At 46.2% G+C, this 14,180-nt stretch carries 10 protein-coding genes; 5 read left to right on the forward strand and 5 right to left on the reverse strand.

Annotated elements, in window-relative coordinates:
* The first annotated feature begins 29 nt into the window (after positions 1-29).
* The gene (locus ABD846_RS04535; protein ID WP_344823110.1) at positions 30-1,007 is read left to right on the forward strand and encodes a TerC/Alx family metal homeostasis membrane protein; all 978 of its coding nucleotides are present in this window, start codon (positions 30-32) and stop codon (positions 1,005-1,007) included.
* A gap of 12 nt (positions 1,008-1,019) precedes the next feature.
* Here ABD846_RS04535 and nadD read toward each other — a convergent pair whose 3' ends face one another.
* Positions 1,020-1,586: a nicotinate (nicotinamide) nucleotide adenylyltransferase gene (gene nadD / locus ABD846_RS04540; RefSeq protein WP_344823112.1), complete on the reverse strand. Its 567-nt coding sequence runs from the start codon at positions 1,584-1,586 to the stop codon at positions 1,020-1,022.
* A gap of 11 nt (positions 1,587-1,597) precedes the next feature.
* Positions 1,598-3,322, reverse strand: coding sequence for a hypothetical protein (locus ABD846_RS04545; protein WP_344823114.1), 1,725 nt, complete (start codon positions 3,320-3,322; stop codon positions 1,598-1,600).
* Positions 3,323-3,395: 73 nt separating this feature from the next.
* Between ABD846_RS04545 and ABD846_RS04550 the strand changes: the two genes are divergently transcribed.
* The 3 genes from ABD846_RS04550 (at position 3,396) to ABD846_RS04560 (ending at position 7,145) form a co-directional block, all read left to right on the forward strand.
* Entirely contained in the window at positions 3,396-4,730 is a 1,335-nt protein-coding gene (locus tag ABD846_RS04550) for a dihydroorotase (protein ID WP_344823116.1), read from the forward strand.
* Positions 4,731-4,924: 194 nt separating this feature from the next.
* Positions 4,925-6,574 carry a CTP synthase gene (gene pyrG / locus ABD846_RS04555; protein ID WP_344823118.1) on the forward strand — a complete coding sequence of 550 codons (1,650 nt, stop codon included), beginning with the start codon at positions 4,925-4,927 and terminating at the stop codon, positions 6,572-6,574.
* Positions 6,575-6,662: 88 nt separating this feature from the next.
* Positions 6,663-7,145: a hypothetical protein gene (locus tag ABD846_RS04560; RefSeq protein WP_344823120.1), complete on the forward strand. Its 483-nt coding sequence runs from the start codon at positions 6,663-6,665 to the stop codon at positions 7,143-7,145.
* A 134-nt stretch (positions 7,146-7,279) separates the two neighbouring features.
* Here ABD846_RS04560 and ABD846_RS04565 read toward each other — a convergent pair whose 3' ends face one another.
* A complete protein-coding gene (locus ABD846_RS04565; RefSeq protein ID WP_344823122.1) occupies positions 7,280-7,747 on the reverse strand; it encodes a hypothetical protein in 468 nt (155 codons plus the stop codon).
* A 192-nt stretch (positions 7,748-7,939) separates the two neighbouring features.
* Here ABD846_RS04565 and ABD846_RS04570 point away from each other — a divergent pair, with 192 nt between their 5' ends.
* The gene (locus tag ABD846_RS04570) at positions 7,940-10,438 is read left to right on the forward strand and encodes a bifunctional UDP-N-acetylmuramoyl-tripeptide:D-alanyl-D-alanine ligase/alanine racemase (RefSeq protein ID WP_344823124.1); all 2,499 of its coding nucleotides are present in this window, start codon (positions 7,940-7,942) and stop codon (positions 10,436-10,438) included.
* A 48-nt stretch (positions 10,439-10,486) separates the two neighbouring features.
* On the opposite strand, the gene lolA1 is transcribed toward ABD846_RS04570, so the two are convergent.
* Together lolA1 and ABD846_RS04580 are read right to left on the reverse strand one after the other, a co-directional pair.
* Complete coding sequence (gene lolA1 / locus ABD846_RS04575; RefSeq protein ID WP_344823126.1) at positions 10,487-11,137, reverse strand: outer membrane lipoprotein periplasmic chaperone LolA1; 651 nt, start codon at positions 11,135-11,137, stop codon at positions 10,487-10,489.
* 44 nt (positions 11,138-11,181) lie between these two features.
* Complete coding sequence (locus tag ABD846_RS04580; protein WP_344823128.1) at positions 11,182-13,782, reverse strand: FtsK/SpoIIIE family DNA translocase; 2,601 nt, start codon at positions 13,780-13,782, stop codon at positions 11,182-11,184.
* Between the last annotated feature and the right edge of the window lie 398 nt (positions 13,783-14,180).

A 14,180-nucleotide genomic window follows, 5' to 3' on the forward strand; every position in this document is an offset into this window, starting at 1 on the left:
AGCTATTTTTGGTTTTTATAAAAGATAGAATGGATAAACTTACCAATCATCCGGCAATACTACTCTCATTTGGTGTAGTGGTCCTGGTGATGCTGCTGCTTGATCTCGGTGTGTTTCATAAGAAAGCGCATGAGGTTTCCAATAAAGAAGCACTTGCCTGGTCGGTGGTGTGGATAGGTTTGTCTATGGCTTTCAGCGGTGTGGTATATCATTCCATGGGCCTTAATAAATTCGCTCAGTTTCAGTCGGCGTACTGGATTGAAAAAGCCCTTTCGGTAGACAACCTGTTTGTATTTATACTGGTTTTCCAGTTCTTTAAGGTTCCGTCAATACTGCACCACAAAGTTTTATTCTGGGGCGTCATCGGAGCATTGCTTTTCAGAGCCTTATTCATCTTCTCCGGTGTGGAACTGATCAAATACGCCTATTTGCCGGTATTCGGGATGTTTGGCCGTAATTGGCATGTAAATATCGTACTGCTGCTTTTCGGAATTTTCCTGATTTACGCGGGTATAAAGTCATGGTATAGCGGATCGGAAGAAGAAGCGTCTAAAGATTTTTCCCAAAGCCCCGGCGCACGGTTTATTCATCGCTTCTTTAAGGTGAGCGATCATTTTGAGGAAGACCATTTCTTTACTGTGAAGAACGGCGTAAGGATGGTAACACCTTTATTCGTAGTGCTTGGTGTAATTGAATTCACTGACCTTTTATTTGCCGTCGATTCCATTCCGGCCGTTTTTGCAATTGCCCCGAACGATCCTTTTATCCTGTACACGTCCAATATCTTCGCGATCCTTGGCTTGCGGTCGCTTTATTTCCTGCTGTCTAACTTTATGCATCGCTTCAGCAGGCTGAAATACGGGCTTGCGGTTATCCTGTTTTTTATAGGAATGAAAATGGTGATTGCGCCGGTACTGCACATATCTTCACCGCTCTCTCTAGGCGTGGTGGCGGGTGTGCTGCTGATCTCTGTGATTGCTTCGCAGATATGGCCGGAAAAGAAATAAAAAAAACAGATACTAGAGGTAGTATCTGTTTTCGTGAATATAATCAGCCACAATATCCGGCGTGAGGTACCGGATCGATTTTTTATCCCGTATCTGTGTCCGTAAATAAGTTGAGGAGATTTCCAGCAGTGGTGCTGCAAGCATCGTGACATTTGAATTGGTGCCGGTAACCTCAAATCCGGGGCGTTTGTAGAGGATCAGTTCATAGTCTCTCAGCAATACGTCATGATTTTTCCATCGCCCGATGTTCTGAAAACTATCCGAACCCATGATCACTTTGAACTGATGCTGCGGAAAGTGCTCGCTGAGGTAGGTAAGCGTATCAATTGTATATGAAGGACGGGGCAATTTGAATTCAATGTCACTGGCATGGAAGCGCTCATTGTCCTGTATGGCCAGTTTTACCAGGTGCAGACGGTCGTACTCGTTCAGGAGCGATTTTGTTTCCTTGAGCGGGTTTTGCGGAGAAACGACAAACCATATTTTATCGACGTTGCCATACTCTGCCACGTGATTCGCAATAATCAGATGCCCGTTGTGAATGGGATTAAAACTCCCGAAATAAAGTCCGATACGCACAGTCAAATAAATTACATAAAGTCATAGGTACGGCGCGCAATATTAAGACGCATGCCACCGTAGATACTTAAGGATTGCTGCTGGGGATAATAGTTATTCTGATACTGATAGTTGCGATAGATAAAGCCGAGGTCGAAGAAAAGACGTTCTGCAATTTTGTAAGACGCATTGAAACTTGCAAGCTTACAGGTGGCCGCCAATCCGTTGATCACCGTTACCCCGTACTGGTTTACCACACTGTTATAGCTGCGGAATATGTCATTGCCATAGTTGAGTCCGCCGGTGTCTACGCCCTGTTTATAATACATAAGCTTTCCTGTAAGCAACAGGCGTTGGACAGGCCGGTAGTTAGCAACAACAATAATCTCGCGGAAGCCTGAGCCAAGCGGATGGGCCAGGGGTTGGTTATAATGACTGTAATTGGTAACACTGTCTGAGTGAGAGTAAGTATAAGGGCGCACCAGGTTGAACTCCGCCTGCAGATCCAGGTTGCGGACGGTAAATGCGTCAAAATATTTCGCGCCCAATTGAACACCGTATTTATTACCCCACCATTTATTGCTGCCAAACAGCTCCTTGGATTTAAATTCATCCAGGAACAGCTGGCTATACAACTGCACACCTTTCAGCGGAATGACTTTCAGGCTGAATCCCAGGTTCACGTTGTCCGGGCTCCCGTAGAAACGCTCAATCGCACGATAAAAGATAATAGGATTGAGGTAGCCGAACGAATAGCTGTTTTTACTGAATACGATGCTCTCGAACAAACCTACATTCAGCCATTTGGTTGCATTTACCGTAAGGTAATGCGTAGTGGTGTATTTCAACGGAAGATTCCTGTCGGCACCGCGCACATAAGGAGGAATGATCTCCGCATAAATATTCTGGTAATTCAGCTTCCAGATTTTAGTGTTGAGTTTCAGAAAAGTACTGCTGGCTGCAAAATCGCTCAGGAACAGACTCCTGATACCGTCTCCGAGGAATTGCTTATCATATCCGAAAGTTACGTTTACATAATTCTTAATGGCCGCAAAATCGATGTAGCCGCGAGCCTGAATGTAATCATAGGTTTTGGAACCGGGGCTGTTCTGATAATAGTCGGCACCAGGTACGGCAGAATGGCGTGTGATCCACTGCGTAACATAAGTGGGGGGCTGCTCCTGGTTATCGGCGAAATAAGTGTATAAGCCTATTTTGTTGGCAATACGTGCGCGGATCTCGGCACCGCGGCTGCTGGCGAAAAGCCCCTGAGTAGTGCTAACCCCTCCGGATTTGGATTGTTCGCTCATGTACTGGGCGCTGATAACCGGATTCACAGAAAGGAAAAAATCCTTTGTATTGACATATACAAAGTCTGCGCCGGTCTTGTAAAAAGTGCCGAACCAGGGTTTGGCCCGTAATACAGTGATTTCGTTTTCCCCGGATTGTACCTTGCGCCATTCACTGCTGATCGCGATGGCGTGGTACATATTATAGCGGTCCACTTTGTTTAAAGAAATGCCCGAAAGTTCATTATTGGCTTCATCAAGGCGGTCTTCAAGAAACGAGACAGTGGCAGCCCTTGTTACAGGTTTTGTACTGAGGAACAATTTTCCGGATAGTTTCCCGGATTTTGTCTCCAGCCGGTCCAGTAAATGGTATTCGTCTTCTCCGAGTTGCAGGTAGGTGTTCTGCGCCCGGGCTGCTCCCAGGCAAGAGCCGAAGACGCAGAGGCCAGAAAGTAATTTTTTGATCATAGGTACTATCTTTTACTTACTTGCACTAATTTGCCAAAAGTACAGTTAATTTATCCATTACTCCTTAGCAAAAATGATACCAATTCTGATAAAAAATGCAACTCTCGTCAACGAGGGGAAGCAGATACAGGCCGACGTCCTCGTGAAAGGCAATCGTATTGAAAAGATAGCCAGTCACATAGATACTCCCTTCTCCGTAAGAGAAATTCATGCCGATGGTTTGTTCCTGCTGCCAGGCGTCATAGACGATCAGGTGCATTTCCGGGAGCCCGGGCTCACCCATAAAGCGTCGATCGCAACGGAATCCCGTGCGGCGGTTGCGGGCGGAACGACCTCCTTTATGGAAATGCCCAATACCAATCCTCCCACGCTTACGCAGGAACTGCTCGAAGAGAAATATGCGATCGGCCAGCGCAGCTCACTTGCCAACTATTCGTTCTTCATGGGCGTAAGCAACGATAATGTAGAAGAAGTTCTGAAGACGAATAAGAAAAAGGATAAGGTGGCGGGTATCAAAATATTTATGGGATCCAGCACAGGCAGCATGCTGGTGGATAATTATGTTGTGCTGAACAAAATATTCGGAGAATCGGAAATGCTGATCGCCACCCATTGCGAGGATGAGCGGGTGATTGCTGCGAATAAGGCCAGATATCCCGATGCGGACAATGCGTCTTTCCATCCGCTGATCCGCGACGCAGAAGCTTGTTTCGAGAGCTCTTTTTCGGCCATACAACTTGCAAAGCAAAATGACACCCGCCTGCATATCCTGCACATCAGCACCGCACGCGAACTGCAATTGTTCAGCAATATGTTGCCGCTGGACAAGAAGCGTATTACCAGCGAAGTTTGCGTGCATCATCTGCATTTTACGGCCGATGACTATGCGAGACTCGGTAATCTGATCAAATGTAACCCTGCCATCAAAGCACCGGATAACAAAGCTGCACTCTGGGAAGCATTGCTGGACGACAGGCTGGATATCATCGCTACGGATCATGCCCCTCATACATGGGAGGAAAAGCAGCAACCCTATGCACAGGCACCTGCAGGTTTGCCGCTTGTGCAACACTCATTGCTCATGATGCTGCATTATGTGAAAAAAGGCAGGATCAGCATCGAGAAAGTGGTGGAAAAGATGGCGCATGCACCAGCCATTTGCTTCCAGGTCCGTGAGCGCGGTTTTATCAGGGAAGGGTATTTTGCCGACCTTGTGCTGGTAGACATGAACCAGTCCCAAACGGTAACGAAAGAAAATATCCTGTATAAATGCGGCTGGAGTCCGATGGAAGGCTTTGAATTCCCGGCAAAAATCACCCATACCATAGTAAGCGGAAATGTGGTTTATGAGAAAGGTAAGGTGATGGAAGGAAGTCATGGAATGCGACTGGAATATGACCGGGAATAGAGGGATAAAACAGTATTATTTACAATAGCAGGGCCGGAAGTGATTTTCCGGCCTTTTTTATAAAGCACCTGTTGCTTTTTGGAGCATTTTTTTGCTTCGAACCAAGCTTTTAGTACCTTTGCCTGACCTTCCTAGCTTGGTAGTCCTTCTGCCAATCCGACCGCAGGTCGCCCCAATTTTTAATAGTCAGTTTTATGTCGAAATATATATTTGTTACAGGAGGTGTTACTTCCTCGCTGGGTAAAGGAATTATTGCTGCATCACTCGCGAAATTGTTGCAGGCCAGAGGTTACACCACCACCATTCAGAAATTTGATCCGTATATCAACGTCGATCCCGGTACACTGAATCCGTATGAGCATGGCGAATGTTATGTCACGGAAGACGGGGCGGAAACAGATCTGGATCTGGGCCATTACGAGCGCTTTCTGAATACCCATACTTCCCAGGCCAATAACGTAACAACCGGTCGTATTTATCAATATGTGATCAATAAAGAACGTGAAGGAGCCTATCTCGGAAGGACAGTACAGGTGATACCGCATATCACCGACGAGATCAAGCGTCGTATGACGCTGCTGGGAAAAGAAAATAAATATGATTTCATTATTACCGAACTGGGCGGTACGGTAGGCGATATCGAGTCGCTTCCCTATATCGAGGCGGTACGCCAGCTCAAATGGGATCTGGGAGAGAAAAATGCAATTGTCGTGCACCTGACGCTGATCCCTTACCTGAAAGCAGCCAAAGAGCTTAAAACGAAGCCAACGCAGCACTCTGTAAAGCTGATGAGCGAGAACGGCATCAATCCGGATATACTTGTCTGCCGTACAGAAGAGCCTTTATACAAAGACCTGAAGAGAAAAATAGCGCAATTCTGTAACGTAACAGAAGATGCGGTTATTGAGGCTATGGATGCGGATACCATCTATAGCGTGCCATTGGAGATGATGCGCGAAAAGCTGGATGTTACCTGCCTGAATAAACTGGGTATGCCGCTTGGCGAGGAACCGCAACTGATCCGCTGGAAAGAATTTTTAAATAAGCTGCGTTACCCCAAATCTAAAATTACCGTCGGTCTGATCGGAAAGTATGTAGAGCTGCAGGATGCTTATAAGTCTATCCTCGAAGGATTGATTCATGCAGGAGCGGTAAACGAATGCAAAGTGGAAGTGCGTAATATTCATTCCGAATACCTTACACCCGAGAATGTAACTGAAAAATTGCAGAATATTGACGCGGTGCTGGTTGCGCCCGGATTCGGAGCCCGCGGTATCGACGGAAAGATTGATGCGATCCGTTATGCGCGCGAGAATAAAATACCTTTCTTCGGCATTTGTCTCGGAATGCAGATGGCTTGTGTGGAATTTGCCCGCAATGTGCTGGGACACAAGCAGGCGCATTCCACGGAGATGAATCCGGAAACAGTGGATCCTGTTATCTGTATGATGGAAGATCAGAAAAAAGTGGTTAACCTCGGCGGTACCATGCGCCTGGGCTCTTACGATTGTACGCTCACGGAAAACAGTGCCGTGGCATCGGCGTATGGCATGACGCATATCAGCGAACGCCACCGTCATCGCTACGAATTCAATAATGCTTACCTCGCCGATTTCGAAAGCAACGGTATGCGTGCAGTAGGCAAGAACCCGGAAACAGGTCTGGTGGAAATAATGGAAGTGAAGGACCATCCTTTCTACATTGCAACACAATTCCACCCCGAATATAAAAGCACCGTGGAAAACCCTCATCCGTTATTTGTAGCATTCGTAAAAGCTGCAAAAGAAGCACAGGAGATCAAAAGGGAAAGTAAACAACAGGCAGAATTGCAGAAAACTGTTTAAATTAGTATTAACAACACGGGATATAAATGTTGCTATCTTTGGCACATAATTTGTGTCACTACACTTAACTAAATTAAAAGCAAAAACTATGACTAACACACTACGTAAAATCGCTTTAGGAGCGATGTTGGCCGCTACAACCGTATCCGCAGTAACAATGACATCCTGTAACAAAGAAGACAAAACTTGTTCTGTCGGTCTGTCAGGAAGCGATTGTAAAACTGAAGTAAGGACTTCTTACTACAATTCTTACAAAGGAAGCGGAACAGACAACAACGGAGACACTTACACAGACTGGACTGCTAAGTTTTCTGCTCTGGGAACAGATGTTACTAAAATGAACCTGCAACTGCTGGACGATAACCTGTCTTCTGTTGCTGCATTGACTGTAACGCTGACCAGCAATACAGCTTTCACTATCGATACTAAAACTACTTCTGACGGATATACCTACAGTGGTACCGGTTCGATCAGCGCATCTACCTGTACACTGTCTATCACTCAGAAAGAAGTGGTTACCGGTATTACAATTACTACAGTTATCACCTTCAACAATATGGTGAAGCAATAATTTGCACTAGTTGTACTGAAAAGAGGGAAGTCGTCAGGCTTCCCTCTTTTTTTACGCCTGTTTGCACAGATCACAAAAAAATAGCCGGCTTAATACAAGCCGGCTATTTTTATTATTATGTTTAAGTTTTACAACTATTTGTTGCGCTCCTGATCAGAATGGCCGCGCAATCCGCCACTGCGTTGCTCTTGTTTAGCCTGGTCAGAATGGCCGGACAGTCCGCCGCTTTTCTTATTTTGGTCTGAAGAACCGCTTAATCCGCCGGTATTGGATTTATCAGGAACAGGCTGAGAAACTACCGTTGTACCCGGTTTTGTTTTTGTGGTAGTTTTGGTAGTGGACTTTTTACCCGCGTTGGCTTTTGCAGCAGTAGCTTTGGCAACGGAATCCATTTTCATCACTTCTGCCATTGAATCTGCAGAGGCCTGAGCCTGAGCGGCCAGAATTGAGTCGCTTTCTGCTTTTGCAGCAGCTGCGATAGAATCGGCTTTTACAGCAGCGATAGAATCTACATTTACGGTTTCTTTAGGAGCAGAATCGCCACCGCAAGAAGCAAGCATCAATACGCTGCCTGCAGCAAAGAGTAAGAAGTACTTTTTCATTGACTAGAATTTTGAGCTACAAAAATAATTTACTTATTGGTATTTGTATCATTACCCGATCAAGATTGATGCCAATTTATCCTACATCTTTGTTAAAAGGATTTTAATGCTTTCTACGGCCTGATTTCCCTGTATGCAAACTCGAAAACAAACCGCAAATTTGCTAACCAAGAATCCGGCAGATCAAATACTATGCTACTATCTTCGATTGCTTCAGCCTGCAGGGCCGAATGGTCCGGCGCCAGAAACGATATATCAGTTCAGGTTATTGTTACCGACAGCAGGGCTGTCCGGGAGCCGGAAAATTGTTTGTTCGTTGCAGTTAAAACAGCCCGCAGCAATGGGCACGACTATATTGCTGCGGCATATCAGCAGGGAGTCCGAGCCTTTCTTGTTTCCGAGCATCCGGATATTTCAGGTTTCCCGGAAGCTTCTTTTTTGCGGGTAACCGCTACCGTGACCGCATTGCAGCAGCTTGCCGCCAGCGTGCGTTCCGGTTTCGATATCCCCGTTATCGGTATCACCGGCAGCAACGGGAAGACAATTGTAAAAGAATGGCTGTATCAGCTGCTGAAAGACCGCTTCAGCATTGTCCGCAGCCCGGGAAGCTACAACTCGCAGATCGGGGTGCCGCTTTCCGTATGGAAAATGAATGATCAGCATACACTGGGTATATTTGAAGCAGGTATTTCTGAGCCCGGTGAGATGGAATCGCTGGAACGGATTATCCGCCCTACCGTAGGAATATTTACCAATATCGGCGAAGCCCATAATCAGGGATTTCTGAACAGCCGGCAGAAGATCAACGAAAAGTTGCAGCTATTCAGGCATGCAGAGGTATTGATCTACTGCAAAGATTATTACGAGCTCAACGAAGCAATACAGTTGTTTTCCCAGACCGTTCGCAAAAGCTCTGATAAGCCATTACAGCTCATCAGTTGGTCACAAAAGACAGAAGCCGCTTTGCAGATCCTTTCCATTCGGAAGGAACAGGGGCGTACGGAGATAGAAGGTCTGTTCCAGGACAGAAAGGTATCTGTTCAAATCCCTTTTGTAGACGCCGCATCTGTGGAAAATGCGATCAATTGCTGGTGTTATATGCTCTACGCTGCAATTCCCGACGAAGAGATCGCAGATGGAATGGCACTTCTGAAGCCTATAGCAATGAGGCTGGAAATCCGCCAGGGAGATAATAATACGATTGTGATCAATGACGCATACAATTCGGATCTCACCTCGCTGCAGATTGCGCTCGATACGCTGCAACAACAGAATATGACTGCCCAGACAGTCATTCTGAGCGATATGCTGCAGACCGGCAGGGCAGAGGTGGCCTTGTACAGTGAATTGTCCGAAATCCTTCAGAAGCGTGGTATCAGACGCTTCATAGGTATCGGTAACGCACTCACACACTACAGTCATCTATTTGATGCCAACAAAGACTTACAGAAATATTTTTTCCGGGATACAGCAGATTTCCTGCGGCACTTCAAGGATTTTGTTTTCGAAAACGAAGCCGTGTTGCTGAAGGGTTCCCGGAGTTTTGCATTTGAAAAAATAAGCCTGCTGCTGGAACAGCGGATCCACCAGACAGTAATGACCGTAAATCTTTCGGCTATGGTTCAGAACCTGCAGGTGTTTCGCCGACGTTTAAAGCCCGGAACCAGAACAATGGTGATGGTGAAAGCATCTTCCTATGGCAGTGGAGGTCATGAGGTTGCAAGAGTATTGGAGCAGTCGGGTGTTGACTATCTTACCGTGGCCTACGCAGATGAAGGTGTGGCGCTGCGCAAGGCGGGGATTGAATTGCCGATAATGGTGATGAGTCCTTCCATAGACGCGTTCGACCGTATGATACTCTGGAGGCTGGAGCCGGAACTGTTTAATATGCGTTCGCTTACACACTTTGTTGCAGTAGCCGAAAATATCGGAGTGAAAGACTATCCTGTTCATATCAAGCTTGATACAGGAATGCATCGTCTCGGCTTTATGGAATCTGATCTGGACGAACTGACAGCCTATCTCGATAAGTGCAGTTGTCTGCGTATCGCAAGTGTTTTCAGTCACCTTGCAGCAGCCGATGATCAGGCGCACCGTGCGTTTACACAACAGCAGGCCGGGTTGTTTCAGCGTATGTGCGGAAAGTTGTCAGATGCTCTCGGCTATAGGCCGCTGATGCATTTATGCAATACAGCTGGCATCGTACAGTATCCGGAATATCACTTTGATATGGTACGCCTCGGGCTTGGTCTGTATGGTATTGACAGCAGCGGTTCTCTTAATAATCAGCTCCGGCAGATCAGTGCATTGAAGACTGTTATTGCTCAGATCAAAGAAGTGGATGCCGGAGAGACGATCGGATACAGCCGGAAAGGCAAGGTTGACCGGCATAAGCGGATTGCAACTATCTGTATCGGATATGCTGATGGCTATCCGAGAGCTTTAAGTCGTGGTAATGCTTATGTCATGATCAGCAATAAGCCGGCTCCGCTCATCGGTATCATCGCAATGGACATGTGTATGGTGGATATCACGGATATCGATCAGGTGCAGGAGGGAGATGAGGTCATCATCTTCGGGGATGCACTTCCGATACAGCAGCTGGCAGATTGGGCGGGTACAATTCCTTATGAAATAATGACAGGAATTTCCCAGCGTGTCAAACGGGTGTACATAAACGAAACACAATAAAAAAAAGGCTGCAATTGCAGCCTTTTCAATTTTTTTAAAAATGGAAGATCAACGAAGATCTACTACCTCAACACCTTTGTAGGCAGCAGGATCGAAAGTGAAAAATTTGTCTTCAAGCGGAGCATTACCGGTGAAATTGCTGATCGTATAATTGTACTTATTGCCGTTTTTCTCCGTGATACTGCCTCCTGCAATTGTGCTGGAAGCTTTATCCACCAGTATTTCAACTTTGCTGAATTGTTTTCCTGCAGCAACAGGAGTCAGTTCCACCACATCACATTGCTGATTGCCCGACTTACGTGTACCTGCGTACTTGTACTTATATTCTTTGTCGTAAAAATTTGTGATGAGCTTATTCGGGGAAATAGTCTGCTCACTCGGATTGTAATTGCTGATCTGAACCTCGTTGGATTCTTTGATGTAAGTCCACACAGTTTTGTTGTCACAGATAATTTCCTGGCCCTGAATACTGATATGGTATTTGCTTCCTTTCATATAAAAAGTGCCCGATTTGCTTTGCTTGGTTTTGCCGTTCGCACTTGCAAGGTTCAGTGAAAAGTTAGCCTTGATTGTTTTCAGACTATTTACTTTTTTAGTCACATTGTCCAGGACCGCTTTAGCTTTTGCATCCGTTTGCGCAGAAGCATTGTAGGTTAAAGAAAGCATTCCTAGAGCAAAGATTCCGAGTAATTTTTTCATTTCTGTTTTGTTATTAATGTATTGAGTTACAAAGATGCGTCAGATTACAGATAAGCATCCAACTCTGCTTCTGTTTTAACATACACTTCACGGGGCTTGCTGCCTACCGCAGGGCCAACGATTCCTGCTGCTTCTATCTGATCCATGATCCTGCCTGCACGGTTGTACCCGAGATTCAGTCTACGCTGTAATGCAGACGTGGAGCCGCTTTGGGTCTGTACGATCATACGAGCACATTCTTCAAATAGTTCGTCACGGTTTGTGATGTCCAGTGTTTTTGTTGAGGAACCTGTTTCGTCTCCGATATATTCTGGGAGTTCAAACGCTGATGAATAGCCACGTTGATCGCCTATGAAGGATACAATTTTTTCAACCTCAGGAGTATCCACGAATGCACACTGCAGGCGCAGCAGTTCGCTTCCGTGACTGATCAGCATATCTCCGCGTCCTACCAGCTGTTCCGCTCCGCCCGCATCCAGGATGGTTCGGGAGTCTACTTTTGCCGACACCTTAAAAGCAATACGTGCCGGGAAGTTTGCTTTAATCGTACCGGTAATAACATTTACGGAAGGACGCTGGGTAGCCACAATAAGATGGATCCCCACAGCCCGCGCCAGTTGTGCCAGACGCGCTATAGGCATCTCCACTTCTTTACCCGCGGTCATGATCAGGTCGGCAAACTCATCCACCACCAGCACGATGAACGGAAGATATTTATGTCCTTTTTCCGGGTTCAGTCTTCTGCTGATAAATTTTTCGTTGTACTCTTTTATATTCCTCGTGCCCGCCTCTTTCAGCAACTCGTAGCGGTTGTCCATTTCAATACAAAGCGCGTTGAGGGTATTAATCACCTTCTTGGTATCCGTAATGATCGCATCTTCTTCATTCGGTAGTTTTGCGAGGAAGTGCTTCTCAATTGTTTTGTAAATAGACAGTTCCACTTTCTTGGGATCCACCATTACAAACTTGAGTTGTGACGGATGTTTTTTATACAGAAGGGAAACCAGCACAGCGTTAATTCCAACAGACTTTCCCTGACCTGTTGCTCCAGCCATCAGCAGATGCGGCATTGTTGCAAGGTCTACGATATAGTTTTCATTATCGATCTTTTTACCGAGCGCGATGGGCAGACTCATTTTGTTATTCACAAACTTATCGCTGCTTAACAAAGCACGCATTGATACAATTTGCTTATTCGCATTAGGTACCTCAATACCGATAGTGCCGCGTCCCGGGATAGGGGCTATGATCCGGATGCCGAGCGCTGCAAGGTTCAATGCAATGTCATCTTCCAGGTTCCGTATTTTGGAAATGCGGACACCCTCTGCCGGCACAATTTCGTATAGCGTAACTGTCGGCCCTACCGTAGCACTTATCCGCTGGATTTCTATCCCGAAACTGCGCAGCGTGCTGATGATCTGCGTCTTATTTTTTTCGAGTTCGTCCTTATCGAGGGAGATCACTTCCTGAGCCCGGTCCTCAAGCAGGTCCAGTGTTGGGAATTTGTAATTGGGCAGGTCCAGTTCAGGCGCATAAGGTTCGTTGCTTTGAATGCTTATATGGCCGCTTGCGGGTACTTCTTTGACTTTTTCCGGTTCTGCCTGCTTTACCTCAAACGAAAATTCCTGAACGGGCTCTTCCGAAATAATTTCGGGAAGCTCTGCTGATTCTGGTTCTTCGCTTGGCAACTCTTCCTCTGCTGTTTCCGGCTCTTCTGTTTCCGGTTCACTTTCGAACGGGTCTGCTTCCGGCTCTTCAGTAAGGTACTGCGCAGCATTTTCCGGAGATTGCATTTCATGCGGTATCGTTGCTTCCGGCTCCTTTTCACTCAGTGAAAATGCAAAGGCCTGTTCTTTTCCTGCATGTGCAAACCGGTCGTTTACAGAACCGTTGAAATGCACAGCGTTCTCCGGTGCTGCAGGCATCGGTTCCGGTTCGGGTACGATAACAGGATGACTTTCTCCGGAGGTGTCGGATTTTGCCGCTGCATTGTTCACAAGTGCTTCGGTAAGATTGCCGCGCATTTCAGCGGCCTTACTGCGGGCTTTTCGTAATGCAGGTCTGATATCCAGGGAAAATACGATAAATACGGTGAGCGCGAGAATGGAGAACAGGATCAGGCCGGTTCCCATTTTGCCGATCAGGCCGTTCATGAAGTTAACAGACTCATTTCCCCATGCTCCACCCCAGGAGAAAGCTGAACCGGGAAGCAGAAATGTGAGCAGCGGTGCGGCAATCAATAATAAAAGGCATACCCAACGCAGGTAACGCGCAAGACGGAAGACCTTCTTATCGTAAACCAGGTAAATACCTAACATGCTCACCCATAAACTTATCGCAAGGGCCATAATTCCCACATAACGGTAGACGAGTATATGCGCTGTCAGCGCGCCGAGCCTTCCGCCCCAGTTGGTGATCAGGCTTTCTTTATCTCCGAGGAAATCCCAGTTGCTTTTTGCGCTAAGGAGCTGATCCTGATCCGATTGCCAGGTAAATAAGTAGCTGATAATCGAAAAAGATACGAAAGCGCCCACCAGCAGCAAAAGCGTTCCGAGAATCAGCCGGACCTGCCTTTTGCTATCCGGTTTTTCGGAACTGGGGACAATGGGGGGATTTTTTTTCTGTTTTTTTGAACGCGGAGCCATAAGTGTACGATGGAATGCGGCAAAAGTAAAAAATAATGCTTTGCGCTCCGAGATAAGAACGCAGATTCCCGATGCTGACCTGCGAAACGTCCGGAACAGGAAAATTTAGCGATAAACCCAACCATTTTTTGACCGGAAACAGTCTTGATAAAAGAAGTCAGAATTTGTAAAATTTGCTTTGTTCACAAGGTCGGTCGGGCCATTAAAATTATTTTGTATGTCTTCATCCAATTCACCCTGAAAGAAAAAATATTCGGCATTTCATTTGCAACTTTCAAAAAAAGCCGTATTTTGAACCGCAGTTATGTGGAAAATTTAACGGGATTTGTACAATCAAACGTTAAATTAACCGGGCTGTAAGTATTGATTCTATTGTGATTCAGCTTAAAGTTGCTGTT

This window comes from Rurimicrobium arvi (assembly GCF_039540495.1).
Lineage (GTDB): Bacteria > Bacteroidota > Bacteroidia > Chitinophagales > Chitinophagaceae > Rurimicrobium > Rurimicrobium arvi.

Bases quoted from the DNA above. Each gene is read 5' to 3' on its own strand.
- ABD846_RS04535 (WP_344823110.1), top strand. From the start codon at position 30: ATGGATAAACTTACCAATCATCCGGCAATACTACTCTCATTTGGTGTA.
- ABD846_RS04545 (WP_344823114.1), bottom strand. From the start codon at position 3,322: ATGATCAAAAAATTACTTTCTGGCCTCTGCGTCTTCGGCTCTTGCCTG.
- ABD846_RS04550 (WP_344823116.1), top strand. From the start codon at position 3,396: ATGATACCAATTCTGATAAAAAATGCAACTCTCGTCAACGAGGGGAAG.
- pyrG (WP_344823118.1), top strand. From the start codon at position 4,925: ATGTCGAAATATATATTTGTTACAGGAGGTGTTACTTCCTCGCTGGGT.
- ABD846_RS04560 (WP_344823120.1), top strand. From the start codon at position 6,663: ATGACTAACACACTACGTAAAATCGCTTTAGGAGCGATGTTGGCCGCT.
- ABD846_RS04565 (WP_344823122.1), bottom strand. From the start codon at position 7,747: ATGAAAAAGTACTTCTTACTCTTTGCTGCAGGCAGCGTATTGATGCTT.
- ABD846_RS04570 (WP_344823124.1), top strand. From the start codon at position 7,940: ATGCTACTATCTTCGATTGCTTCAGCCTGCAGGGCCGAATGGTCCGGC.
- lolA1 (WP_344823126.1), bottom strand. From the start codon at position 11,137: ATGAAAAAATTACTCGGAATCTTTGCTCTAGGAATGCTTTCTTTAACC.
- ABD846_RS04580 (WP_344823128.1), bottom strand. From the start codon at position 13,782: ATGGCTCCGCGTTCAAAAAAACAGAAAAAAAATCCCCCCATTGTCCCC.